The sequence below is a fragment of the Micromonospora sp. NPDC048839 genome, from assembly GCF_040649915.1.
Lineage (GTDB): Bacteria > Actinomycetota > Actinomycetes > Mycobacteriales > Micromonosporaceae > Micromonospora.
Map to the genome: position 1 here is coordinate 393,607 of NZ_JBEZGL010000002.1, position 24,147 is coordinate 417,753.

Below are 24,147 nucleotides of genomic sequence, written 5' to 3' on the forward strand. Positions count from 1 at the left end.
CCGTCAATCAGCATTACGAAAGGAACCTCATGTTCTCTGTCTCACACAAGGCCCGCCGACTGGCACTGGGAGCAGCCGGTCTCGGTGTGCTGGTCAGCCTCGCGGGGGTCGCCGCGCCGGCCCTCGCCGAGAGCAACTTCCTGCGCCCCGCGAAGGAGAAGCCGACAGTCGTGCTCGTGCACGGTGCGTGGGCGGACGGGTCCAGCTGGGACAAGGTGGCAGCCAAGCTCCAGCACGACGGCTACCGGGTGGTCACGCCGCCGAACCTGCTGTCCGGCGTGAAGAACGACGCCGACAACCTCCGCGCCTACCTGGACACCATCACCGGACCGGTTGTCCTCGTCGGGCACTCCTACGGCGGCATGGTCATCACGAACGCCGCCCTGGGCGACAAGCAGGTCAAGGCCCTGGTGTACGTCGACGCGTACATCCCGGACACGCACGACACCGTGCTGTCGCTGACCTCGGCCATGCCGGGCTCGGTCTTCGCGGCTGACGAGTCCACCGTCTTCGACCACGTCGCGATCCCCGGTGGTGACCCGCACTACCCCAACCTCTACGTGAAGCCGTCGGTCTTCGGCAAGGCGTTCGCCGACAAGAGCATCCCCGCCAGGGACGTGGCGGTGCTGGCCGCCCGGCAGCGTCCGCTGGCCTTCAACGCCCTGGTCGAGGAGTCCGGTGAGCCGGCCTGGCGCACCATCCCCTCGTGGTCGGTGGTCGGCAAGCAGGACGCCGTGATCCCTGCCGCTCAGCAGACCGCCATGTCCAAGAGGGCCAAGGCACACACCGTCGAGATCAACGCCCCCCACCTGTCGATGGTCACCGACACGGGCGCGGTCACCAACCAGATCGAGGCCGCCGCCAAGGCGACCAACTGACACAGCAACAGCAACCGGCCGTGGCATCGTTCACCGCGATGCCACGGCCGGCCTTGTCGCAGGTCCTGATTCACGGCGCGCGGGCGGGGCGTTGGCGATACTGTCGGCATGAGGTACGTGTCCAGAGTGCCGCGACCGCCGCTGGACGCGCTGATCGGCGACCTCTACTACCTGGAGGGCGCGCCGCCGTACGCCCGGCTGATGCTGCCGCCGATGCCAGGGGCGCTGCTCATCGTCAACCTCGGGGCGCCGTTCCAGATCCGCGCCGGCACCGACGTCGGGACGGCCGAGTACGCCGACGGCTGCGTGGTCACCGTGCCCACCCGCGCGCTGGAGTTCGGCTACCCGCTCCAAACCCGGTCCGTCGGCGTGCACGTCAAGCCGTGGGGGCTGGCGCCGTTCCTGCCGATGCCCGCGGCCGAGCTGTGTGACCGGCCGGTGACGGTGGAGCAGGTGTGGGGCCGACCCGCCGTTGCTGAGCTGCGGGACCGGCTGGACGCGGCGGACGGACCGCGCGAGATGCTGACGCTGCTCGAGGAGGAGCTGATGCGACGGCTGCGCGAGACGACCGGCCTGGGGCTGGTCCGCCACACGAGCAGCGTCATCGCGGCGTCCGGCGGGGCGGTGGCGATCGGCGACCTGAGCGTGGCCGCCGGTGTCAGCAGCACCCATCTGGCACAGCGGTTCAAGGAACTCATCGGTGTCACGCCGAAGCGGCTGGCCCGCACCCAGCGCTTCGCCGCCACCATGCTCGCGATCGACTTTGCCGCACCGATCGACTGGGGCGACGTCGCCAGCGGCGCCGGCTACTTCGACCAGGCCCACTTCGGCCACGAATTCCGGGCGTTCACCGGGCTCACACCGACCCGGTACGCCGAAGTCCGGCGGCGGTTCCTGCGCGAACATCCTGGCCACACGCTGGACGGCTGGCCGCTGCCGGCCGATTGATTTCTTACAAGAGCCACAGCTCACGACACGCTAATTTGGGGGCACCCCGAAGCAGAGGAGAGTCCGTGGGCAAAGTGGTCATGTACAGCTCGGTGTCGGTGGACGGCTTCATCGCCGACGCCCATGACCAGCCCGGACCGCTGTTCGACTGGTTGCTCAGCGGTGACGTGCCGTTGGACGAGAGCGGCGCGTTGAAGGTGTCGCAGATGTCGTACGACTACACCCGGCCGTACTGGGACCAGATCGGGGTGACGATCGCCGGCCGCCACGTCTTCGACCTGACCGACGGCTGGGATGGGAAGCCTCCGAGCGGGGTCGACCACGTGGTCGTCGTGACGCACCGGCCGGCGCCCGAGGGCTGGGACCCGGAGGCGCCGTTTCACTTCGTCGACGGCGTCGAGGCAGCCGTGGCCAGGGCGCAGGAGCTGGCGGGTGACCGCATCGTCGAGGTTGCCGCTGGCGACGTCGGTGGCCAGGTGCTTGCCGCGGGCCTCATCGACGAGGTGCGCATGGACGTCGTACCCGTCGTGTTCGGGTCCGGCAAGCGCTACTTCGGGTCGGTCGACGCGCAGCACCTGTTGGAGGACCCGGACGTGGTGATCCAGGGCAACCGGGTGCTTCACCTGCGCTGTCGGGTGCGCAACTGACCGACGGTCGCGTGGGCCGGTTCGGCCCACGCGACCACTGTTGCTGCCGATGGCAGGAGGTCCGGTCAGGCGGTCGTCCGGGCCGCCTCCAGGATGACCTCGGTAACCTCACCGGGATGCGAGATCAGGCCCAGGTGACCGGCGTCGATCTTGGTGATGTCGGCCCCCGCCCGCTTCATCATCGCCTCCTGGCTGGCCGGCGGGATGACCCGGTCCTCGGTACCGATCACTGCCCACACCGGGATCGTCTTCCACGCCGGCTCGGTGGCCGGCACCGCCAGGGCGTTCGTGGCCAACGCGGTCTGCGTCACGGCGAGCACCTCCGCCTGCCGCCGGGGCAGACCGTTGGCGAAGCCGGGGATGAACACCTTCGGCAGGACGTACGCGTCGGCCGCACCTTCCGGGGCACCCGGGAACGGCACGAGCTTGAAGACGCTCGTGGGGTCGGTCAGGGCCGGCTCAAGAATCGAGCCGGAGCCGGCGGTGAGTTCCTCCACGGTCTCGCCCTTGTCCGGGGCGAAGGCGTCGACGAACACGATTGCCTTGACGTTCTTGTTGCCGGTCGCGGCGTCGCTTGTCACGAAACCGCCGTAGGAGTGGGCCGCGATGACGACGGGACCCTCGATGGTGGACAGGAAGTCCTTCAGGTAGCCGCTGTCGATCGTCGGCCCCCGGCTGGGTTGCGGCGCGACCTGCACCTCGAAACCGCGTGCCTGGAGTCTGCGGATCTCCCCACTCCAGCTCGAGCCGTCGGCCCAGGCGCCGTGCACCAGGACGATCGTCGGTCTGCCGTCATGCCCCCGGTCGGGGGTTGGTCGCACACCGCCGTCCGCGAACACGTGTGGGGCGGATGAGCCGAGCACCGTCACCAGCGTTGCGGCGGCGAGCGTTGCGGCGATGGTCTTCGGCCGACGTAGCGAGATACCGAGCATGTCTCTTCTCCCTCGTTGGTCAGTGGTTTCCGGACGCGGGCAGATGCGCATGGCTGCCTGCGCGACCTGCCGAAGCCGCAACCGCTCGGGAGCACCGCCGAGTGGCGCGCGTGCACCGATAGCGGCGGGCTTCGGTGCCGCGCTGACCTGCTTGATCGCCCGACCCTCACCGTACTGACGTTCAGTGGAGATCTCGGACAGAAGAGGAAAATCGTTCGAGTTTCACCTTCTTGGTGGAAGCGCCACCAAAAGGTTCACCCCACGCGTTGCTCAGGCGGGGAACGCCCGTAGCCGGCCGGTCGCCGTGGGCCGGGATCTGACCAGCCGGGACAGCACTGTCGACAGCGCCAGGATCGCGGTGGCGGTCAGGGTGATGCTCGCGCCGGCGGCGACATCCCAGCGGCTCGACGCGTACAGGCCGCCGAGCCCGCTGAGGGCACCGAGCGTGACGGCCAGGGCAGTGATGACGCTCAGCCGGTGCGACCACTGGCGCGCCGCGGCCGCCGGCGCGACGATGAGGGCGAGGGCGAGGATCGTGCCGATGGCCGGGACGATCGTCACGACCGCCACCTGGATGGCGAGCAGCAGCACGACGTCCCAGACACCGGTGGCGAAGCCGGCCGCCTGCGCGCCGGTCCGGTCGAAGCCGGTGTAGCGCAGCGGACGGGCGCAGGCCAGCAGGACGGCCGCGACGACGACGAGCACGACGGCGGTGGTCCCGAGGTCCTGCGGGCTGACGGTGAGGATCGACCCGACGAGAAACGAGGTCAGGTCTCGGCTGAAGCCGTTCTGGGTGGCGACGAGCCCGGCGCCGAGGGCGAAGCCGCCGGAGAGCAGGACACCTGTCGCCGCGGCCGTGTTCTGGCTCTTGTGGCGGCTGAGCGCGGCGACGCCCAGCGCGACGATCGCGCCCGCGACCACGCCGCCGACGACGATGTTGACGCCGATGATGGACGCCGCCACCACCCCGGGAAACGTGGCGTGGGTCAGTGCCATGGTGAAGAAGGACAGCCGACGTAGTACGACGTGGACGCCGACGAGTCCGGCGAGCGCGCCGGCGAGCAGCACCTCGGCCGTGGCCCGGTGCAGCGCGTCATCCCACCAGTTCATGGGGGGACCTCCTTGCCTCGGAGGAGATGATCCGCCCGTGCTTGCGTCTCGACCGCAGCGCGCCCAGTGGGAGCAGCAGCAGGTAGGCGAGCACGAGCAGCAGGACGACCGCGGAGGCCGAGGTCAGGGAGATGCCGTGGTCGACCGATGCGGTCCAGCTCGCCAGCAGGCCACCGTATGCGGCGACGAGGATGAGCCCGGTGCCGATCACCGCCATCAGCGGCAGGCGTGCGGTGAGCATGCGGGCGGTCGCGGCCGGCACGATGAGCAACGCCACCACGAGGATGGTGCCGACGGCGCGTACCGCGGCGACGACGACGAGCGCGACGATGATGTTGAGCAACAGATCGAGCCCGGCGATCCGGAAGCCGGCGGCGGCCGCTCCGGCCGGGTCGAAGGTCCGGAAGACCAGAGCGCGGGCGCTGATCAACAGCAGCCCGAGGATGACGACCGCCAGCACGGCGGTCTCCGCGATCTGGCGCGGCGTCACCGTGAGGATGCGCCCGAAGAGGAACGACGTCAGATCCGAGGTGTACGAGGAGCGCCGCGACACGAGCACCACGCCGATCGAGAACATGGCGGTGAGCACCACGGCGGTGGCGGCATCGTCGGACAGCGCCCCGCCACGGCTGAGCAGGGTCAGCGCCACCGCCGTCACGACGCCGGCGACCAGCGCCCCGACGACGATGCCCTCGATGCCACCGGCCAGGAACCCGACGACGACGCCGGGAAACACGGTGTGCGTCAACGCGTCGGAGACGAACGACAGGCGGCGGGCGAAGACGAAGACACTCACCGGTCCGCAGACGAGGGCGAGCAGCGCGAGCTCGGCCAGGGCGCGCCCCATGAACGGTACGGTGAACGGCTCGATCACGGCTCCACCAGCACTGTCCGGCCGTCTCTCAACTCGATGGCGTGTCCGCCGTACGCGCGGCGCAGCGTGTCGGCGGTCAACGTCTCGTCGGGCGGGCCGACCGCCCACTGCCGGCGGTTGAGCACGCAGACCGTGTCGGCGAGTTCGTGCGCGACCGTCAGGTCGTGGGTGCTCAGCACCAGGGTTGTCCCGGCCGCGCTGAGGTCGCGCAGGACGGACAGGATGGCGTCCTGGCTCACCGCGTCGACGCCGTTGAACGGCTCGTCCAGGAGCAGCAGCCGTGGCTCGGCGGCGATGGCGCGGGCCAGCAGCACCCGCTGGCGTTGGCCACCGGAGAGCACCCCGAAGTGGGTACCTCCGTGATCGGCGAGGCCAAGACGGTCGAGCGCCTCGTGGACGGCTCGCCGGTCGGCGGTGCGGGTGGGGCGCCACCAGCCGATGCGTCGGTAGCGGCCCATCATGACGACCTGGCCCGCGGTCACCGGGAAAGCGGCGTCGAGGGAGTCGGTCTGCGGAACGTATCCGGTGCGGGTCCGGGCCTGGGCCGGCGCGCCCCCGAGGACGGTGGACGTGCCGGCGAGGACCGGCACCAGGCCGAGGATCGACTTGATCAGCGTGGACTTGCCAGCGCCATTGGGCCCGATCAGCGCCAGGCGCTGCCCGGGGACCAGGTCCAGGTTGACGTCGGTGAGCACGGGCGCGCCGTGGTAGCCGACACTCACCTCGGCGTAGCGAAGGGCAGCTTCGGCCACCGCGACATCGCCCATCTCAGCCGCCCAGAGCCGTGACGATGACCTGGGTGTTGTGCCGCTCCGCGCCGAGGTAGGTGCCCTGGGGCGTGCCCTCGGCGCCGATGCTGTCGCCGTAGAGGGCGTCCGCACCGCCGATGACCTTGACGCCGGCCTGGTTGGCGATCGCCTCCGCGCTCTTGGGCGGCAGCGACGTCTCCGCGAAGATGGCCTTCGTACCCGTGGCCTTGATCTTTGCGACGAGCTCGTTGAGCTGCTTCGCGCTCAGCTCGGCGGAGGTGTCGAGGCTGGGGATGACCGAGCCGACGAACTCCAATTTATACCGGTCGACGTAGTAGCCGAAGGCGTCGTGGTTGGTCACCAGCTTGCGCTGGTCGGCAGGGATCCGGGCGAAGGCGGCCTCGTTGTCGGCGTCGAGCTTGTCGAGTTCCGCCGCGTAGGTCTTCAGGTTGCCGGCGAAGGCCGCCGCGTGCGCGGGGTCGGCCGCGGCGAGGCTCTTCTCGATGTTGGCGACCATCGTCTTGGCGTTCAACGGGTTGTGCCAGATGTGGGGGTCGTGCTCCTCACCCTCGTGCGCGCCCTCGCCCTCCTCGTGGCCTTCCTCGCCCTCCTCGTGGCCACCCTCGCGCAGGGTGACGCCCTGGCTGGAGTCCACGACGGTGCCCTTGAAGCCGGCCGACTCGATGGTCTGGTCGAGCCACCCCTCGAGGCCGACACCGCTCTTGACGACGATGGCGGCCTTGCCGATCGCCTGGATGTCGGCCGGCGTGGGCTCGTAGTCGTGCGGGTCGACGTTGGGCTTGATGATCTGGGTCACGGTGACGTCGCTGCCGCCGATGGTGCGGACGAAGTCGGCCACCTCGGGGGTGGTGGCGACCACCGCGAGCCTCGTACCGGACGAGGTGTTGCCGCTGCCCTCGGCCGCGTCCTCCCCCGCGCCACAACCGCCAAGGAGAACCAGCGCGGCGGCTGCCGCCGCGGCGATGATCGTGCGTTGTCCATGCTTCACGAAACACTCCATTCCTGAGGTCCGGAACGGTAATCGTTTTCATTAAGTATCGTCTAATAGCAAGATGACCACACGTGCATGTGTCGCGCCCCAGGCGGCGCGCCCGTCAACGCTGGTTCGGCGGAACGGTCGTCGGTGCGGTACCGCGGATCGCCCAGGCCCGAGCCGTCAGCCGGATCGACCCGTCGGGTTCGGTCGGCAGTCGGGCGGCGAGCAGATCCCGTAGGGCGGTCCGCTGTGCTTCGCTCAGCGAGGCCAGGTAGGCCGGGGCGGAGCCCTGCCCACCGAGGAACGGTGTCCAGTAGTCGCTGAAGTGGGCGAAGACCGTTGGCACATCGAGTGCCTGCACCGAAACATCCGTCAGTCCGGCGTCGCGCCACAGCGTCCGCAACGGCTCCGGGCGGCACAGCGCGAAGCGGTGCCGGTCGTCGCGGGCGGCCGCTGCGGGATCGACCGCGCTGGCGGCATCCCAGAAATGGCGCATCATTGCCATCCCCTCGGCGTAATCCCAGACGTACGCGGCCACCACCCCGCCAGGGGCCACCACCCGAGCGAACTCCGCCACCGCCCGCGCCGGCTCGGAGACGAAGTTCAGTACCAACCCACTGACGACCACGTCGACGGCACCACCCTCAAGGGGCAGCACCTGGGCGTCACCGACCGCGAAGTCCGCGCGCTCGTCGGTCACCCCGGAACGGGCCTGCCGCACGAAGCCGTCGGAGGGATCCACACCTGTGATCCGACGCGGCTGCGCTGTGCGCAGCACCGTCGAGGTCAACACGCCGGTACCGCTGCCCACATCGAGCCACCGCAGTTCGGCCGGCAGATCCAGCCAGCGGAGGAACGTCATCGCGACGAGCCGGCTCCACCGACCCACATACGCCTCGTAGGCCGCACCGTCCTGCCAGACCGGAGATGACATTCCCGCACCATACGGCGAACCCACCGTCCGGGAGCTCATCTCGTTCCGTCGAGGGTGGACCAAAATCGGTCATGACCGGCCCTCGGGATTCCACGGCCGGCAGAGGCCCCGCGACGCACCGGACACCGTCATCGCCACCCACGGCACAGGGGTTACGGCACGCGCGGTCAGGCCGTCGCGGGCTGCTGGGCCAGCACGTCGCGGAGCATGTCCGCGATGGTGGTGGTGGCCAGCTCGCGTCGTACGGCCTCGTCGAGTCGGCCGAAGACCTGACGCAGGGCTGGCTGGATGCCGAACCCGATCGGGCAGGAGTCGCTCGGTGGTGAAGTGTGCAGTGCGAAGAGTGGCTCGTCGTCGCCGACCGCGAGGTACGTGTCGAGCAGCGTGATCGACTCCGGCTCGCGTGTCAGGTGCCAGCCGGCGCCCGCACCCCGTCGTGACTGCACGAGGCCGGCCTCGCGAAGCTGGCCGAGGCAGCGGCGGATGACCACCGGGTTGGTGTTGACGCTCACGGCGATGCGCTGGGAGGTGGCCACCGCCGCCGGGTCGCGCCGGTCCAGGGCCATCCATGTCAACACGTGCACGGCGACGCACAACCTGCTGTTTCCGCTCATCGCACCCATCTCCGCCCGCTCACTGTAACCACAGATGCTACATCGCCCCCACCCGACATGCCCCATTTGTCGATGCCTGATGTAACCATTACTGTTACATCAAAGATCGCGTCGACGCGCCGCCGTGGACCACGGCGATCAGCGTTGGCGCACCTCATCTCGCTGACGACAGCGACCTGATCGGAAGGCAACTCATGGGTCAGCTTCAGGGCAAGACGGCCGTGGTCACCGGTGGCACGAGCGGGATCGGCCTGGCGGCCGCCCGCCGGTTCGCCGCAGAGGGCGCACACGTGTTCATCACCGGCCGCCGCGAGGACGCCCTCGCCGCGGCCGTCGCCGAGATCGGAAACGACGTCACCGGTGTCCGGGGCGACGCTGCGGACCTCGGCGACCTGGAAAGGCTCTACGGGGCCGTCGAACAACAGGGCCGACGCGTCGATGTGCTCTTCGCCAACGCGGGCGGGGGATCCTTCCGCCGCCTCGATCAGGTTTCCGAGGATCACTTCGACCAGATCTTCGACACGAACGTCAGGGGACTGCTGTTCACCGTGCAGAAGGCCCTGCCCCTGCTGAATGACGGCGCCTCGGTGATCCTGACCGGATCCACCTCCGCGACCACCGGCAAGGAGGCTTTCGGCGTCTACGGCGCCTCCAAGGCCGCCGTGCGATCCTTCGCCCGAACCTGGGCCAACGAACTCAGGGACCGTCGGATCCGGGTCAACACCATCACCCCCGGCCCCACCGACACCCCCGGCATCACCGGCCTCGCCCCGGACGAGGAGAAGGCCGCGCAGCTCAAGGGCTTCCTGGCCAGCCAGGTTCCGCTGGGCCGGATGGGCACCCCCGACGAGATCGCCTCGGCCGCCCTGTTCCTGGCCAGCGACCAGAGCAGCTTCATCACCGGAATCGAGCTGTTCGTCGACGGCGGCATCAACCAGGTCTGATCGATACTCACCCGAGAATTCGGGAACACGCCGCGTGGCCAGGTTCCGCGACCGGCGAGGGTCCGGCGGGCGGGCGCGCCACCACCACTACTTCCCAGAGGACATCATGCCCAGCGACACCGATCCCGGATTCACACTGTCCCTGCACAACATCACCATCACGGTCAGCGACATCGACGCCGCCGTCCGGTGATGGCACGACGTCTTGGGACTCAAGGAAACCGCCCGGTCCCGATTCGACGCCATCAACGCCGACGTCGCCGAGAACGGGAAGATCAAACTTCTCCGCGAATCACTCGACCTCGTCCGGGCCGCCCGCGCCATGCTGCCCAACGGGGTGGCCGACATTCCTGCTGACCAGTAGGCGGCTCCCGCCGCACCGGACGATCGCACCGCGACGCCTGATCGTCCAGGCCGGCAACCGGGGTCGGTGGCCCCATGGCTCGCGGACATACACGCGAAAGAATGGAGGGATTCCCCGATGACTACTCGTGATGTCGTCGAACGATTCTTCGGCATGCTCGGCGGCGGCGCCGACCCGGATGACATAGCCATGCTCTTCAGCGACCCAGTTGACTGGGACGTACCCGGATCGCCGTCGATACCGTGGACGGGTAGGCGTTCCAGGCCGGCCGACGTCGCTGACTACCTGCGGACACTCGGCGCGAACATCGTGCCGGAGGAGAACGTCGACGAGATCGAGGCGATCCTGTACGACGGAGAGCACGCGGTGATGCTGGGACGGTTCGGACGCGTCGCACGCAACACCGGCCGACGGTACGAGATGGCCGTGGCCATGCATTTCCAGGTCAGCGGTGACAAGATCGTCAGGTTCCGCCTCTACGAGGACTCGTTCCAGGTCGCCGCCGCCTACGCCGAATAACTGCCGACACACTCGGCATCATCGGCCCACAGCCGGCTGTTACGTCCACCGTGATTCTGCCATCAGCGAGCAGTCCTATCCCCCGGCGGGAATCACCTGGCACAGTTCCGGCATGAAACTGCTCGTACTCGGCGGCACGGGCTTCGTCGGACGCGCCATCGTCGACGAAGCCCGAGCTCGTCGGGCCCACGTCACTGTCCTCAACCGCGGCCACCGCCGCACCCCGGACGGGATCACCGCCCTCATCGGTGATCGCACCACCCCGGACGGCCTCGCAGCCCTGCGCACCGGCACCTGGGACGTCGTCGTCGACACCTGGTCTGGTGCACCCGCCGCCGTGGGTGACGTCGGCACCGTTCTCGCCGGCCGCATCGGGCACTACACCTACATCTCCAGCCGCTCGGTCTACACCTACCCGCCCGCCGCGCATCTCGCCGAAGACGGACCTGTGGTCGCGGGCTCACCCGACAGTGACGGGGTCGACGTCGACTACGCTGCCATCAAGCGTGGTGCTGAGATCGCCGCCGAACAGGCATTCAACGGGGAAGCCCTGCTCGCCCGCGCCGGCCTCATCCTCGGACCGTACGAAGACATCGGCCGTCTGCCGTACTGGCTGCTCCGCATCGCCCGCGGCGGCACCGTGGCCGCGCCCGGCCCACGCGACCTCGACCTGCAATACGTCGACGCGCGCGACCTCGCCGCTTTCGTCCTCGACGCCGGCGCCGCTGGGCTCGCCGGCCCCTACAACGTGGTCAGTCCTCCCGGCCACACCACCACCGGCGATCTGCTCGACACCTGCGTGCGGGCCACCGGCTCGGACGCCACGCTGCGCTGGATCGACCCCGCCGCGATCGCTGCTGCCGGCGTCGCTCCCTGGACGCAGCTGCCATGCTGGCTACCGCCCGGACCTGAGCACGACGGAATGCATCGCGGCGACGTCAGCAAGGCTCTCGCGGCCGGCCTGCGATGCCGACCCGTCCGCGACACCGTCATCGACACCTGGGCCTGGCTGCAGACCCTCGATGGCCCTCCCTACCAACGCCCCGACCGACCGCAACCCGGACTCAGCGTGGAGGCGGAGGCCGCGCTGCTCGCCGCCGCCTGATGTGCCGCACCCACAGATCTGCTCAGCGCGGGCTGCGGAGCTCCGCAGCGGTTACTGACCTCGGTCCGGGTGGAGGAAGCAGGACAGCAGTTGCCTGAACTCGTGCGGGTGCTCGATCGCCGGCACGTGCCCGCATCGGCCGAACACGTGCAGGCGGACATCGGCCAGGTGGTCGAGCAGGGGCTGGGCTGCCGTTTCGAGCGGGGTGACCCGGTCCTCGGCACCGTGCACGAGCAGCACGGGCGCGCGCACCGCTGCCAACGTCTGCGCCGAGAGGGTGAGGTCGTCGACCCACCGTGCCCTGGGTGGAGGGAACAACGACGCGAATGCGGCCGCCCCCGCTCGCATCGCAGCCGTACGGGCATCGATGGCCGAGTCGGTCACGAGCGCCTGGTCGAGGACGAGGCGGCTCAGCATGTCTCGTGCCCCGTCCGGGCCGGCGGGGGCGGCCCAGATCGCGTCGAGCTCGGCGGACAGCGGCGCCCCGGGAGCGCCCATCGTCGAGACCGCCACGACATGGGTGACCTGCTGGGGACGCGCGGCCGCCAACGCCAGCGCCACGGCACCGCCCATCGAGTGACCCACCACGGCGTAGTGCTCGATACCGAGAGCGTCCATCAGGCCCGCGGCCTGCTCCGTCCACAGCCGGAGCCCACCCCGGGAGCCCGCCGGGACAGGTGTACGACCGAAACCCGCCTGGTCAGGAGCCACCAGGTGCCGGGACGGGCCCAGCGCCTGCGCCGTCGGTGCCCAGGCGCCGGACCCGGTCGTGCCGGGTCCGGAGCCGTGCAGCATCAGCACCGCGGGCCCGGTGCCGCTTTCCAGAAGGTGGACCGGGGATCCGTCGACGGTGACCGTCCGAAGTGCCGTCACCGGGGCAGGCCAGGTGTGCTCATGCCGACGCGGAGTCGACCGACTTCGAGAAGAGCTCCATCATCGCCCTGCCGAACTGCGGCATGTCGGGCCAGCCCCGGCAGGAGACGAGGTTGCCGTCCACGACGTCGGGGGCGTCGATGACCGTCGCGCCCGCGTTCTCCATGTCACCGGTGATGGGGGGAAAGCACGCCGTCTTCCGACCCTTCAGCAGCCCGTACACCGCTGGCACCTGCGCGCCGTGGCACACCAGTGCGATGGGGAGGTTGCGCGCGAAGAAGTGCTCGGTGATGCGCCTGACGTCGGCGTCGACCCGGATCCACTCGGGGGCACGTCCCCCGGGGATGATGAGGGCGTCGTAACGCTCGACGTCGACGTCGGCCCAGGGCACGTCGACCGGCAACTTGCGGCCGTTCTTCTCCACGTACGCGTCGGAGTTGGGGTCGAACTCGTGGATGACCAGTTGCACGTCACGCGTCGTCCGGGACGAGACGTCGACGTCCCAGCCACCCTCCTGGACGCGATAGTAGGGATACATCGTGTCGAGTTCCTCGGCGGCGTCGCCGGTCAGGAGCAGCGCTCGGGGCACCTGCTTCTCCTCACAACTGGGGGGACGGGTGAGGTGGATCCAATCCGATCCGATCCGATCGATTGCTAGCATTCCCCGGCCCAGCCCGCCCGTCAAGCCTCTACCGCCACTCCGTCCGCGTCCTTGACCTCGTCGAACAATCGGCGGAAACGCTCGCCGGATCGGAGGATGTGCCGGCGCATCGCGTAGGCGGCGGCATCCGGGTCACGCGCGGCGATCGCGGCCACGACGTCCTCGTGCTCGGCCATGGCCAAGTGGGTGACCTGGGTGTCGAAGTGCAGTCGGAAGAGGTGCACGTGGCTGTGCAGGCGAGCGAGCGCCTCACGGATGACCTGGTTCTCCGCGCTCAGGGCGACGAGATCGTGAAAAGCGGCATCGCGTAGCCCGAAGGCGCCGTAGGCCATCGGCCCACTGCCCCCCTCCAGCTCCGCCATCTCCTCCAGCATCCGTCGCAGACCGGCCACCTGCTCCAGCGACGCGCGCTCGGCGGATCGGCGCGCCGCCGCCGGCTCGAGGAGCAGGCGGACCTCGAGCATGTCCTCGAAACGGTGCCGGGTGATCTGGGGCGGAATGCGGTAGCCGGCATGGGGCACACGCACGACCAGACCCTCGGCCTCCATGCGGTTCAGAGCGTCTCGGATCGGCGTCTGCGAGACCCCCAACTCCCGCGCCAGGACGTCGATCGTGACGCGGGAGCCAGGCTCGATCCGTAGCGACATCAGCTGTCCGAGCAGGGTGTCGTACACCTCGTCGGCAAGCCGGCCGCCAGATCTTCCCGGCGGCGTTCCGCCTGCCACGGCCCTGCGGCCCGGCGCCATCATCGCTTCCTCGTCCATCGTGACGTGAGGTCCTTTCTTGCGTCTTCGGGAACCTGTTGACATCAGTCACAACGCTGCGGGATGCTGACGCCCCACCAAATCGTATAGGAAATGCGCCGGATGCTTGTCATCCTGCACCATCGCGGAACCGCCCGTCCATCGCTCCGCTTCGATCCCTGGAGCTCCCGTGAGCATGCTCGACGTCCCGCTCGGCGCGTCAGTGGGCCGCAGGTGGCCGATGGACGTCTCCCGCGACAGCCCGGCGACGCGCCTGAACAACCAGCAACTGCACGGCGAAGCGCATAGCGAGGCCCTTGGAAGTCCCCACCAGAAGGCAGGCGAGAAGATGCGGAATCCGAAGCGAACACGAATGTCCGATCCCCGGCGAAAGGTACAGCTGGCGACGGCGGCCATGCTGCTGGTGGCCACGACCATGACGGCTTGCGGCGATGACAAGGACGGCGACGCGAAGGCGAGCGCCCCCAAGGCGCCGGCGACCATCCCGGAACTCACCCAGGATCCGCTGACCCTCAGCTTCATCTGGTTCGACTGGCCGCCCGCCAAGGCACTGGAGGACTTCGCGAACGCGGAGTACAAGAAGGAGCGGCCGAACGCGACCATCAAGGTCAACACCGTGCCGAACGCCAACTGGCACGACGCGATGTTCACCCAGTTCGCGGCACGCAAGACGGACTTCGACATCGCGATCCTGGACTCGCAACACATCGGCGAGGCCGTGACGAACGGCAACATCCTCGACCTCACCGACTTCGTCAAGAAGAACATCGACGTCACGGCCTACAACCCGTACCTCCTGGCCGCCTACGGCCAGTACCCCCAGGCGGAGACCGGCAAGCGCGACGAGAACGCCAGCCTGTACGGACTGCCGCTGCTCGGCGACACCTGGACGATGATCTACCGCAAGGACCTGATCGGCGACAAGCCCCCGCAGACCTGGGACCAGATGATCTCAGCCGCCGAGAAGTGCCAGTCGGAGAACCCCGGCGTCAGCGGGCTGGCCTTCCACCAGGCCAACGGTTCCGACGCCGCGGCCGTCACCTACAACACGGTGAACGGCGTCTACGGCGGCAACCTCTGGGACCCCAAGGCGCGCAAGATCGACGGCGTCCTCAACGACACCGCGGGCCAGGAGGCGATGGACGTCCTGGTCAACAAGATGAAGCCGCTGACCGCCAAGGGCTCCGGCAACTGGTTCATCGACGAGGTGAACGCGGCGGTCGCCCAGGGCAAGGCCTGCATCGCGTTCAACTGGATCGCCGCCAGCGGCGGCCTGCTCGATCCGAAGGAGTCGACGCTCGGCACCACGCGGGAGCAGATTCTCGACAAGCTGGGCTTTGCCACCCTGCCGACCCAGAAGACGAACCTGGTCCCGCTCGGCGGTATGGGGATGCACGTGTCGGCCTACTCCGCCGCGGCGAACCAGGCCGAGGCGCTGAACTTCATGGAGTGGTTCGAGCGGGCCGACGTCCAGAAGAAGTGGGCCGCGGCCGGTGGCGTGCCCTCGCGTACGGACGCCCTGCAGTCGCCCGAGTTCCTCAACGCCGGGCCGTTCAACCAGGTGTACACCGACTCGGTTCCGCGAATGCGGGACATGTGGAACGTGCCCGAGTACGCCCGGCTCGTCAACATTGAGAACACCAACGTGAACGCGGCTCTCAACGGTGCGAAGAAGCCGAAGGATGCGCTCGACGACATCGCCAAGGAGCAGCAGGGCGTGCTCGACTCCGGCAACCGCAAGGGTGGCGGCGGACTGTGAGTGACTCCGTCCCTCTGACGACCGACCGTCCCGGGCAGGTGGCGTCCGCGACGCCGCCTGCACCGGGGCGGTCCCGCCGGCTGAGCGACCGCGGGCTCGCCGTGGCCTTCATCTCCCCCGCGCTGCTGCTGTTGCTCGCCATGTCGGTGTTCCCGTTGCTGTGGGCGTTGTACCTGTCCTTCACCGACTACTCGGCCACCCGCGGGGGACCCGCCAACTTCATCGGGTTCGGGAACTACACCGCCATCCTGACGTCGGCGCAGGTCCACACGAGGGCCCTGACGACGTTGATCTACGTGGTCGGCGCGGTCGGCCTGCAGACCGTGCTCGGATTCGGCATCGCCTACCTGATCTCCCGGCGCACGCACGGGCGAGGAGTGCTGACCACCCTGTTCCTGGTCCCGATGATGCTGTCGCCGGTCGTGGTCGGGCTGTTCTGGCGGTTCATGCTCGACGCGCAGTTCGGCGTCGTCAACAGCATGCTCGGCTCGCTCGGCCTGGGGCAGGTGGAGTGGCTCACCCGACAGCGAACGGCACTGATCTCCCTGATCGTGGTCGACACCTGGCAGTGGACGCCGTTCATCATGCTCATCGCACTCGCGGGCCTTACCGCGGTTCCCAAGTACCTGTACGAGGCCGCCTCGATCGACCGGGCGTCCGAGTGGTTCAAGTTCCGCACCATCACCCTTCCGCTGGTGTGGCCGCTGCTCCTCATTGCCGTGATGTTCCGGGCCATCGAGGCGTTCCGGCTGTTCGACCTCGTCTACATCCTCACCAACGGTGGGCCGGGTGTCTCCACCGAGACGTTGTCGTTCCACATCTACAAGGTCGCGTTCCTGGGCTTCAACACCGGAACCGCCTCGGCGTACGGGATCCTCATGGTCCTCGTCGTCATCGTCCTCACGCAGCTCTACCTGCGCTATCTGAACAAGCTCAAGGAGGGCTGATGGCCGTCTCCGTCGACGAGGCCGTGTCCACAGGTCATGCCCGGGATCACACGCCCCCCGCGCGCCGCCTCGGCAGCCGAGGCCGCTCCGTGCTGGAGGTCACGCTGCTGACCGTGCTGGCCGTCGTCATGCTCTTTCCGGTGCTGTGGATGATCGAGACGTCCATCAAGGAGAACCGGGACGTCTACGCGATCCCGGCCAAGTTCTTCGACTTCAAGGTCACCCTGGCCCACTACCGGGACGTGTTCGTCGACCCCGACGGCGGCCGATCCGCCCTGTCCGTCTCGTTCCTCAACTCCGTCGTGGTCGCCGGAGTCTCCACGGTGCTGGCCACCGTGCTGGGGGTCCCGGCGGCCTGGGCCTACTCACGCTTCGCCGTGAAGGCCAAGAAGGACCAACTGTTCTTCATCCTGTCCACCCGCTTCATGCCGCCCGTGGTGGTCGTGATCCCGATCTTCCTCATGTACCGCCAGGTCGGACTCATCGACAACAAGCTCGGCCTGATCCTCATCTACGCCGCGTTCAACGTCCCGTTCACGATCTGGATGATGAAGGGGTTCGTCGACGAGGTGCCCGCCGAGTACGAGGATGCCGCCATGCTCGACGGCTACACCCGGTTGCAGGCGTTCCGGCGATTCACCCTGCCCCTGCTCGTGCCCGGCATCGCCGCGACGGCGGTCTTCGCCCTCATCTTCTCCTGGAACGAGTTCGTGTTCGCCACCTTCCTCACCTCGAGCGACAGTGTCCGGACGGCCCCACCCGCCATCGCCGGCCTCATCGGCGGCACCACCACGGACTGGGGTCTCGTGGCCGCCGCCTCCGTGGTGTTCGCCCTCCCGGTGCTCGTCTTCGCCTACCTGGTGCGCAAGCACCTCATCGCCGGTGTGACGCTCGGGGCGGTGCGACGCTGATGGCGGGCATCGAGGTGACCGCGCTGCACAAGCGCTACCCGGACGGAACGGTCGCGGTCGAGCACGTCGACCTGTCCATCGGCGACGGTGAGCTGTTCGTGATGCTCGGCCCTTCGGGTTGCGGCAAGACGACCACGCTGCGGGCCATCGCCGGCCTGGAGAGGCAGACGACGGGCGACATCCGCATCGGCAACACGCTGGTCAACGACCTGCCGCCCGCCGAACGCGACATCGCCATGGTGTTCCAGTTCTACGCTCTCTACCCGCATCTGAAGACCCGCGACAACCTGGCGTTCCCACTGCGGGCCGAGGGACTACCCAAGCCGGAGGTGCACGAGCGGGTCGAGGAGGCCGCCCGGCTGATGCGGCTTGGTCCACTCCTGGACCGACGACCGCGCCAGCTGTCCGGCGGGGAGCAGCAGCGCGTCGCGCTCGCTCGCGCCCTGGTACGACGACCGCGCGCCTTCCTCATGGACGAACCCCTCACCAATCTGGACGCGGAGCTGAGGGCGGACATGCGCACGGAGATCAAGCACCTGCAGGGGGAACTGGGGGCGACGATGGTCTACGTCACCCACGACCAGGTCGAGGCGATGTCACTCGGTCACCGGATCGCCATCCTCAACAAGGGCCGCGTCGAGCAGATCGGCACGCCGCTGGAGGTCTACGACCGTCCGGCGAGTCTCTTCTGCGCCGCGTTCATCGGCTCGCCGCCGATGAACCTCATCGAGGTGGAGGTGGCCGACGGGAAGCTGCGCGGTCAGGGCGGACTGGTCCTCACGCCACCGCAGGGCCTGCCGCGCGACCGTCGCCTGGTCGCGGGCGTACGGCCGGAGGCGCTGGAAGTCACCGCACCAGGGGCGGAACGGTCTGTCCCGGCCCGCGTGGTCTCGGCGGAGTGGCTGGGCGACGAGATCATCTACGTGGTCGACCACAGCGGCGAGCGCGACGTACGGGTTCGGATGCCACCGACTGTCCGTTTCGCCGCTGACGCAACGGTCGGGCTGCGGCACACCGGCGGGACCCCGGCGGTCTACGACGTGAGCACGGAAGAGCTGGTGGCCTGATGGGAACCGTGGCAGTACAGGGGCTGTGCAAGTCCTTCGGTAAGGTCCAGGCCCTGGACGGTGTGACGCTGGACGTGCCGGACGGCTCGTTCTTCGTCGTACTCGGGCCCTCCGGGGCAGGCAAGACGACGACCCTGCGGGCGATCGCCGGCCTGGACAAGCTCGACGCCGGGTCGGTGCGTCTGGACGGCAGGGACGCGACCGGTGACGCCCCGGCCGCACGCGACCTGGCCATGGTCTTCCAGAGCTACGCCCTCTACCCGCGACACACGGTGTACGAGAACATCGCCTCGCCGCTGCGGGCACGCCGCCGCTCGTCGGGTGAGATCGCCGCCGCCGTCGAGCAGATGTCGAACCTGCTGCACATCGAACGTCTGCTGCAGCGTCGTCCCGCGCAGTTGTCGGGCGGTGAGATGCAGCGGGTCGCCCTGGCCCGGGCGCTGGTCCGTAGCCCGCGCGCGTTCCTCATGGACGAGCCGCTGACGAACCTCGACCTCAAACTCCGCGTCGAGATGCGCACCGAGCTCACCCGCATCCACCGGAGCCTCGGCGCAACCTTCGTCTACGTGACCAACGACCAGGTCGAGGCCCTGTCCATGGCCGACCAGGTCGCGGTCCTCAAGGAGGGGAAGGTGCAACAGGTCGGAACGCCGACCGAGGTGTACGAGCGTCCCGCCAACACGTGGGTAGCCGGATTCGTCGGGAGCCCGCCGATCAGTCTGCTCGCCTGCCACGCCGAGGGAGACCGTCTGGTCGGCGCGGAGGGGTGGACGCTGCCGCGGCCCCGCTGGACCACGGCTGAGGACGGTCGTGCCCTGCTGCTGGGCCTGCGCGCCGAGGACCTGTCCGTCGAGCAGCGTGGCGACGCGTCGTTGTCGGGAGAGCTCTACGGGCTCGAACCGCTCGGTGACCGAACGGTGGTCGACGTCCTGGTGGGGGCGGAGATCCTCAAGGTCAAGGCACGACCCACCGTCACCGGTACGCCGGGCGAGCGGCTGCAGGTCACGGTCGACCTGGACCGAGCGCACCTGTTCGATGCGGACACCGGGCTGTCGCTGTCCGAGGCTGGGCGCTGACCCACGGGCGGCGACAGCACCGTGCGCCACCTTCCACCCGCTCGGCAACCTCGCCCCCGACGAGGGTGTGTGACCCGTCCGACTACGCGTACAGCCCGATCGCTGCGGCACGCCGGACAGCACCAAGAAGATCACAGGAGGCGACGCAATGAGTGACCCGATGAACGTCCTGCCCCCCGAGCACCGGCGGCTCCGGATCGGCGACGCCTGGCGCGACGCCGCGAGCGGAGCCACCTTTGCCGTCGAGGACCCCGCCACCGGCAAGACCATCGCCGAGGTGGCCGACGCCGACGTCGTGGACGGGCTCGCCGCTCTGGACGCGGCGAGCTCGGCAATGGCGGAGTGGGCGGCGACCCCGCCGCGGAGAAGGTCCGAGTTGTTGACCGCGACGTACCGGGCACTGACCGAGCGGTCCGAGGAGGTCGCCCGGCTGATCACGCTCGAGATGGGCAAGCCCCTCGCCGAGGCTCGGGGGGAGGTGGCCTACGGCGCCGAGTTCTTCCGTTGGTTCGCCGAGGAGGCGGTGCGCGTCGAGGGGCGCTACAGCATCGCCCCCGCGGGTGGATACCGCATCCTCACCGTACCGAAGCCGGTCGGACCGTGCGTCTTCGTGACGCCCTGGAACTTCCCGTTGGCCATGGGTGCCCGCAAGATCGCTCCCGCGCTGGCTGCGGGCTGTACGACGATCACGAAGCCGGCGGGCCAGACGCCGCTCACCATGCTGTTGCTGGCCCGCATCATGGAGGAGGTCGGCGTACCCCCGGGTGTTGTCAACGTGGTGACCACCAAGCGTTCCGGCGCGGTGGTCTCCGCTCTGCTGGCCGACAGTCGGACCCGCAAGCTCTCGTTCACCGGGTCGACCGAGGTCGGGCGCGTGCTGCTGCGACAGGCCGCGGACAACGTGCTGCGTACCTCCATGGAACTGGGCGGCAACGCGGCCCTGATCGTGTGTGCCGACGCCGACCTGGACGTCGCGGTCAACGGCGCCATGGTGGCCAAGATGCGCAACATCGGGGAGTCCTGCATCGCGGCCAACCGGATCTACGTCGAGGAGCCGGTGCGCGAGGAGTTCACGGCACGTTTCGCCGAGCGGATGGGCGCGCTGTCGGTGGGCCATGGTCTCGACGACGGCGTGGACGTCGGGGCGTTGATCGACGAGGCCTCGGTCAGCACGATCGACGAGCTCGTCGCCGACGCGGTCGATCGCGGCGCCCGGGTCCTGGTGGGCGGCGAGCGTCCGGACGGACCGGGCCACTTCTACCCGCCCACGGTCCTCGTCGACGTGCCGGAAGACGCACGGATGCTCCGGGCGGAGATCTTCGGCCCGGTGGCGCCGATCATCTCGTTCACGTCCGACGACGAGGTGCTGGCGCAGGCCAACGACACCGAGCACGGCCTGGTCGGGTACGTCTTCACCCGTGACCTCCAGCGAGCGCTCCGGTTCGCCGAGGGGCTGGACACGGGGATGGTCGGCATCAACCGTGGGCTGATCTCGGACCCGTCAGCTCCGTTCGGAGGCGTGAAGCAGTCCGGGATCGGCAAGGAGGGGTCGCACGAGGGCATCCTCGAGTACCTCGACCTCACCTACGCGGCGATCGACCTGCCGTGACCGGCCCGCTGACCCGGGCGCGCGGCTGCGTCACCCGGGCCGCCAACCTTGCCGTCGCCGTCCCGGTCTCGCAGGTGACCTGGATGTCCACCCAGCACATCGCCGCCGACGTTCCGGAGAGGCACCGACATGCTTGAGACCGTCCGCGGACCACGCCAGCTGATCGTGGGTGAAGGGGTCGCGCAGAACATCCCACGAGTGGTGGCCGAGAGCGGCTCGCGCGTCCTCATCGTGACCGACCGGGTTCTGCTGGGGCAGCCGGGCGTGGCCGCGATCGTGGCCGCGGTGCGGGAGAAGGTCCAGGTCGTCGAGGTGTTCTCCGACGCGACCCCGGACGTGCCCCTCACCGACGTCGCCCTGGCCGTCGCGGCCGCCGCCAGGGTGGACGCCGACGTCATCCTCGCCATCGGGGGTGGCACGGTGATCGACCTCGCCAAGATCGTCGGCGTCATCCGGCGCCACGGTGGGTCACCGCGCGACTTCTACGGCGAGTCGAAGGTGCCGGGGCCGACGATTCCTCTCGTCGCGGTACCGACGACGTCAGGTACCGGCTCCGAGCTCACACCCGTCTCGGTGTTGACCGACCCGGATCGCGCGCTGAAGGTCGGGGTCTCCAGCGTCCACATCGTGCCCGACTTCGCCATCGTCGACCCCGAACTCACCTACACCTGCCCCGCGACCGTCACCGCCCACTCCGGCATCGACGCGTTCTGTCACGCGGTGGAGAGCTACACCGCGCGACCCCGCCCCCACGGACCGCGCGACCCCGTGGAGCAGGTGTTCCTCGGCCGCAACCAGATCACCGACCACTACGCGCTCCTGGCCGCGGAGCGGATCGCCCGTAGCCTGCGTCGTGCTGTCTTGGACGGCGGAGACACGGACGCGCGCGCGGACATGTCCTACGGGTCCATGCTCGCCGGGCTCGCCTTCTCCCACGCGGGCAACGCGGCCCCGCACGCTCTGCAGTACCCCATCGGCGCGGCCACGCACACGCCGCACGGGCTGGGCGTGGGGCTGCTCCTGCCCTACGCGCTGGACGCGGCCGGGGATGCCATCAGCGACAGGTTGGCCAACCTCGCCGGGGTGTGCGGGCTCGACGTGACCGACGCCTCGGATGCCGAGGCCGCAGACACGTTCCTCACCTGGCTCGACGGGCTCCTTGCCGACATCGGCATCCCTCCCACCCTGGCGGACATCGGCGTGGCACGCGCCGACCTTCCCCGCTTCGCGGAGATGGCCAGTGGCGTCACCCGCCTGATCCAGAACCATCCGGGCCCGACCGACACCGCCAGCCTGACCGCGATCCTCGAAGCGGCCTGGACCGGGGACCGGACCCGACGCGTCCTGACGACGAGCAGAGACAGTGGCCGGCCTCGACCATGACGACGTGTTCCTGCCCCGCCCGGTAATCCGATTGGCTGCGGGTGGATCGCAGCTAGCGGGCGGGCGGGCGCGCGCCGATGCTCTCGGCGGGTTCGCCCTCAGTTCGGCGTTCAAGCGCGTGTACGGCATCAGCCCGCAGGAGCATCGCGGGGCCGCGCTGGCACGATGAACACGGACGGCGCTTCATTCCCACCCGCGATCGAGGCCCTACCGAGCATCCGACGAGTCGCCCGGATGGCGAGAGCGGGCGGCTGACTGGTGCAGGCCCGGGTGGACGCCGGCCGGGCTCCCCGTGTGCTCGGCGAGCCGTTGCAGGACGGTGATGAGCCGGGCGCGTTCGCTGGCGTCGAGCGGGGTGAGGATCTCGCCCTCGTGCTGGTCGGCGACCCGGCGAGCGCGAGGCAGCAGCTCGCGTGCGGCGTCGGTCAGGTGGATGGCGTGGGCGCGACGGTCGCTGGGATGCCGCCGACGTTCGACCAGATCGCGCTGTTCGAGGTCGTCGAGCAAGCCGACCATGACCTTGCGGTGGATGCCCAGCGCGTCGGCGAGCTGCTGCTGGGTGTTGCCTTCGCTTCGCTCCAGGTGCATGAGCAGTCCGAAGTGGTTCGGCGCGATGCCCAGCGGCGCCAGCCGCGCGGTGAACGTCTGCGCGACGTGGAGCCCGAGCTGTGACAGCTGAAGGTGACCGTCTTCGGTGCGACCGGCGGCATCGGCAGCCAGGTCGTACGCCAGGCACTCGACCGCGGGTTGACCGTGACCGCGGTCGTCCGCGACCCGGTCCGCCTCGACGTACGTCATCCGGCGCTGGAGGTCACGACGGTGCCGACGCTCGACGACGCCGATGCGTTGGGGCCCGTGGTGCGCGGCAGTGACGCGGTCCTGTCCGGCGTGGGTCCGCGCGGACGCCGCGACGGGCCGGTCGCCTCCACCGCCACGCGAGCGATCCTGACAGCGATGCAGGCCGAAGGCGTCCACCGACTCGTCACGGTCAGCGCCGCCCCCGTCGGCCCGGCACCCGACGGGGACAGTTTCCTCAACCGCCGCATTGTTCTGCCGGTCATCAGTGCCCTGCTCAGAGATCTGTACGCGGACCTGCGCGCCATGGAGCACGCGATGGCCGACAGCCCGGCGCAGTGGACGGTGGTGCGGCCGCCGAAGCTCGTGAACAAGACGATGACCGGCCGGTACCGAACCGCAATCGACGGCAACGTCGCCCGCGGCTACACGATCTCGCGGGCCGACGTGGCCCACGCCATGCTCGCCGCCGCAGGCGACCCCGCGACGATCCGCCGGGCGATCGGCATCGCGTACTGACCGACCGCCGCCCACCGTCTGTCCCGAAGGACGCGCGTGATGCTCGGTCAACGGAGACCGCCGTGCGCCTTCCTCGCCTCGCCGGCATCGCCGGCCTGGGTTTCCCTCATCGTGGCGAATCTGCTGCTCACCATTGCGGCTTTCCCACCCCGTCCGAAGCCGCGTCCC

Annotated in this window: 29 protein-coding genes; 18 read left to right on the plus strand and 11 right to left on the minus strand. The window is 69.3% G+C overall.

Translation table 11 applies throughout. The features are described from left to right. Positions 1 to 29 precede the first annotated feature (29 nt). The 3 genes from AB0C25_RS04970 to AB0C25_RS04980 all read left to right on the plus strand — a co-directional run bounded on the left by AB0C25_RS04970 (position 30) and on the right by AB0C25_RS04980 (position 2,473). The gene (locus AB0C25_RS04970) at positions 30 to 878 is read left to right on the plus strand and encodes an alpha/beta hydrolase (protein ID WP_357369730.1); all 849 of its coding nucleotides are present in this window, start codon (positions 30 to 32) and stop codon (positions 876 to 878) included. 108 nt (positions 879 to 986) lie between these two features. Next, complete coding sequence (locus AB0C25_RS04975; protein WP_357369731.1) at positions 987 to 1,826, plus strand: helix-turn-helix domain-containing protein; 840 nt, start codon at positions 987 to 989, stop codon at positions 1,824 to 1,826. Between the two features lie 65 nt (positions 1,827 to 1,891). Further along, positions 1,892 to 2,473, plus strand: coding sequence for a dihydrofolate reductase family protein (locus AB0C25_RS04980; protein WP_357369733.1), 582 nt, complete (start codon positions 1,892 to 1,894; stop codon positions 2,471 to 2,473). Positions 2,474 to 2,538: 65 nt separating this feature from the next. Here AB0C25_RS04980 and AB0C25_RS04985 read toward each other — a convergent pair whose 3' ends face one another. From AB0C25_RS04985 to AB0C25_RS05015, 7 genes are all read right to left on the minus strand, one after another. Further along, the gene (locus AB0C25_RS04985) at positions 2,539 to 3,405 is read right to left on the minus strand and encodes an alpha/beta hydrolase (RefSeq protein WP_357369735.1); all 867 of its coding nucleotides are present in this window, start codon (positions 3,403 to 3,405) and stop codon (positions 2,539 to 2,541) included. Between the two features lie 270 nt (positions 3,406 to 3,675). After that, positions 3,676 to 4,515, minus strand: a complete 840-nt coding sequence (locus AB0C25_RS04990) for a metal ABC transporter permease (protein WP_357369737.1) — start codon at positions 4,513 to 4,515, stop codon at positions 3,676 to 3,678. Further along, positions 4,499 to 5,389, minus strand: a complete 891-nt coding sequence (locus AB0C25_RS04995) for a metal ABC transporter permease (RefSeq protein WP_357369739.1) — start codon at positions 5,387 to 5,389, stop codon at positions 4,499 to 4,501. The genes AB0C25_RS04990 and AB0C25_RS04995 overlap by 17 nt, the downstream gene beginning before the upstream one ends. Then, positions 5,386 to 6,156, minus strand: coding sequence for a metal ABC transporter ATP-binding protein (locus tag AB0C25_RS05000; protein ID WP_357369741.1), 771 nt, complete (start codon positions 6,154 to 6,156; stop codon positions 5,386 to 5,388). Before AB0C25_RS05000 ends, AB0C25_RS04995 begins: the two co-directional genes overlap by 4 nt. A 1-nt stretch (position 6,157) precedes the next feature. Next, positions 6,158 to 7,147: a metal ABC transporter substrate-binding protein gene (locus AB0C25_RS05005; protein WP_357369743.1), complete on the minus strand. Its 990-nt coding sequence runs from the start codon at positions 7,145 to 7,147 to the stop codon at positions 6,158 to 6,160. A gap of 106 nt (positions 7,148 to 7,253) precedes the next feature. Then, complete coding sequence (locus AB0C25_RS05010; protein ID WP_357369746.1) at positions 7,254 to 8,069, minus strand: class I SAM-dependent methyltransferase; 816 nt, start codon at positions 8,067 to 8,069, stop codon at positions 7,254 to 7,256. Between the two features lie 167 nt (positions 8,070 to 8,236). Then, positions 8,237 to 8,683: an Rrf2 family transcriptional regulator gene (locus AB0C25_RS05015; protein WP_357369748.1), complete on the minus strand. Its 447-nt coding sequence runs from the start codon at positions 8,681 to 8,683 to the stop codon at positions 8,237 to 8,239. A gap of 194 nt (positions 8,684 to 8,877) precedes the next feature. Here AB0C25_RS05015 and AB0C25_RS05020 point away from each other — a divergent pair, with 194 nt between their 5' ends. From AB0C25_RS05020 to AB0C25_RS05040, 5 genes are all read left to right on the plus strand, one after another. Continuing rightward, the gene (locus AB0C25_RS05020) at positions 8,878 to 9,627 is read left to right on the plus strand and encodes a glucose 1-dehydrogenase (protein ID WP_357369750.1); all 750 of its coding nucleotides are present in this window, start codon (positions 8,878 to 8,880) and stop codon (positions 9,625 to 9,627) included. A gap of 34 nt (positions 9,628 to 9,661) precedes the next feature. Beyond that, a complete protein-coding gene (locus AB0C25_RS05025) occupies positions 9,662 to 9,820 on the plus strand; it encodes a hypothetical protein (RefSeq protein ID WP_357369752.1) in 159 nt (52 codons plus the stop codon). A gap of 12 nt (positions 9,821 to 9,832) precedes the next feature. Then, positions 9,833 to 9,991, plus strand: coding sequence for a hypothetical protein (locus AB0C25_RS05030; protein ID WP_357369754.1), 159 nt, complete (start codon positions 9,833 to 9,835; stop codon positions 9,989 to 9,991). A 117-nt stretch (positions 9,992 to 10,108) separates the two neighbouring features. Continuing rightward, on the plus strand, positions 10,109 to 10,510 hold the full coding sequence (locus AB0C25_RS05035; RefSeq protein WP_357369756.1) for a nuclear transport factor 2 family protein: 402 nt from the start codon (positions 10,109 to 10,111) through the stop codon (positions 10,508 to 10,510). Between the two features lie 112 nt (positions 10,511 to 10,622). After that, on the plus strand, positions 10,623 to 11,615 hold the full coding sequence (locus tag AB0C25_RS05040; RefSeq protein ID WP_357369758.1) for an NAD-dependent epimerase/dehydratase family protein: 993 nt from the start codon (positions 10,623 to 10,625) through the stop codon (positions 11,613 to 11,615). A 51-nt stretch (positions 11,616 to 11,666) separates the two neighbouring features. Here the strand turns inward: AB0C25_RS05040 and AB0C25_RS05045 are convergent, their stop codons facing one another. The 3 genes from AB0C25_RS05045 to AB0C25_RS05055 all read right to left on the minus strand — a co-directional run bounded on the left by AB0C25_RS05045 (position 11,667) and on the right by AB0C25_RS05055 (position 13,913). Beyond that, positions 11,667 to 12,488 carry an alpha/beta hydrolase gene (locus tag AB0C25_RS05045; protein WP_357369759.1) on the minus strand — a complete coding sequence of 274 codons (822 nt, stop codon included), beginning with the start codon at positions 12,486 to 12,488 and terminating at the stop codon, positions 11,667 to 11,669. A 19-nt stretch (positions 12,489 to 12,507) separates the two neighbouring features. Next, positions 12,508 to 13,077: a DJ-1/PfpI family protein gene (locus AB0C25_RS05050; protein WP_266244093.1), complete on the minus strand. Its 570-nt coding sequence runs from the start codon at positions 13,075 to 13,077 to the stop codon at positions 12,508 to 12,510. 92 nt (positions 13,078 to 13,169) lie between these two features. After that, positions 13,170 to 13,913 carry a GntR family transcriptional regulator gene (locus AB0C25_RS05055; protein WP_357369762.1) on the minus strand — a complete coding sequence of 248 codons (744 nt, stop codon included), beginning with the start codon at positions 13,911 to 13,913 and terminating at the stop codon, positions 13,170 to 13,172. A 352-nt stretch (positions 13,914 to 14,265) separates the two neighbouring features. Here AB0C25_RS05055 and AB0C25_RS05060 point away from each other — a divergent pair, with 352 nt between their 5' ends. The 9 genes from AB0C25_RS05060 (at position 14,266) to AB0C25_RS05100 (ending at position 22,834) form a co-directional block, all read left to right on the plus strand. After that, complete coding sequence (locus AB0C25_RS05060; protein WP_357369763.1) at positions 14,266 to 15,672, plus strand: extracellular solute-binding protein; 1,407 nt, start codon at positions 14,266 to 14,268, stop codon at positions 15,670 to 15,672. Beyond that, positions 15,669 to 16,619, plus strand: coding sequence for a sugar ABC transporter permease (locus AB0C25_RS05065; RefSeq protein WP_357369765.1), 951 nt, complete (start codon positions 15,669 to 15,671; stop codon positions 16,617 to 16,619). Before AB0C25_RS05060 ends, AB0C25_RS05065 begins: the two co-directional genes overlap by 4 nt. Continuing rightward, the gene (locus AB0C25_RS05070) at positions 16,619 to 17,530 is read left to right on the plus strand and encodes a carbohydrate ABC transporter permease (protein ID WP_357369767.1); all 912 of its coding nucleotides are present in this window, start codon (positions 16,619 to 16,621) and stop codon (positions 17,528 to 17,530) included. The genes AB0C25_RS05065 and AB0C25_RS05070 overlap by 1 nt, the downstream gene beginning before the upstream one ends. Continuing rightward, positions 17,530 to 18,597 (plus strand): ATP-binding cassette domain-containing protein, encoded by a 1,068-nt coding sequence (locus tag AB0C25_RS05075; protein ID WP_357369769.1) that lies wholly within the window; start codon positions 17,530 to 17,532, stop codon positions 18,595 to 18,597. Before AB0C25_RS05070 ends, AB0C25_RS05075 begins: the two co-directional genes overlap by 1 nt. Beyond that, the gene (locus tag AB0C25_RS05080) at positions 18,597 to 19,673 is read left to right on the plus strand and encodes an ABC transporter ATP-binding protein (protein ID WP_357369771.1); all 1,077 of its coding nucleotides are present in this window, start codon (positions 18,597 to 18,599) and stop codon (positions 19,671 to 19,673) included. The genes AB0C25_RS05075 and AB0C25_RS05080 overlap by 1 nt, the downstream gene beginning before the upstream one ends. A gap of 148 nt (positions 19,674 to 19,821) precedes the next feature. Further along, positions 19,822 to 21,282 (plus strand): NAD-dependent succinate-semialdehyde dehydrogenase, encoded by a 1,461-nt coding sequence (locus tag AB0C25_RS05085; RefSeq protein ID WP_357369773.1) that lies wholly within the window; start codon positions 19,822 to 19,824, stop codon positions 21,280 to 21,282. Then, on the plus strand, positions 21,279 to 21,419 hold the full coding sequence (locus AB0C25_RS05090; protein WP_357369775.1) for a hypothetical protein: 141 nt from the start codon (positions 21,279 to 21,281) through the stop codon (positions 21,417 to 21,419). The genes AB0C25_RS05085 and AB0C25_RS05090 overlap by 4 nt, the downstream gene beginning before the upstream one ends. Continuing rightward, positions 21,412 to 22,665: an iron-containing alcohol dehydrogenase gene (locus AB0C25_RS05095; RefSeq protein WP_357369777.1), complete on the plus strand. Its 1,254-nt coding sequence runs from the start codon at positions 21,412 to 21,414 to the stop codon at positions 22,663 to 22,665. Before AB0C25_RS05090 ends, AB0C25_RS05095 begins: the two co-directional genes overlap by 8 nt. After that, on the plus strand, positions 22,646 to 22,834 hold the full coding sequence (locus AB0C25_RS05100) for a hypothetical protein (protein ID WP_357369779.1): 189 nt from the start codon (positions 22,646 to 22,648) through the stop codon (positions 22,832 to 22,834). Before AB0C25_RS05095 ends, AB0C25_RS05100 begins: the two co-directional genes overlap by 20 nt. A 38-nt stretch (positions 22,835 to 22,872) precedes the next feature. Here the strand turns inward: AB0C25_RS05100 and AB0C25_RS05105 are convergent, their stop codons facing one another. Next, positions 22,873 to 23,463, minus strand: coding sequence for a MarR family transcriptional regulator (locus AB0C25_RS05105; protein WP_357369781.1), 591 nt, complete (start codon positions 23,461 to 23,463; stop codon positions 22,873 to 22,875). On the opposite strand from AB0C25_RS05105, the gene AB0C25_RS05110 reads away from it, so the two are divergent. Then, entirely contained in the window at positions 23,347 to 23,979 is a 633-nt protein-coding gene (locus AB0C25_RS05110) for an NAD(P)H-binding protein (RefSeq protein WP_357369783.1), read from the plus strand. The genes AB0C25_RS05105 and AB0C25_RS05110 overlap by 117 nt on opposite strands. Positions 23,980 to 24,147 lie beyond the last annotated feature (168 nt).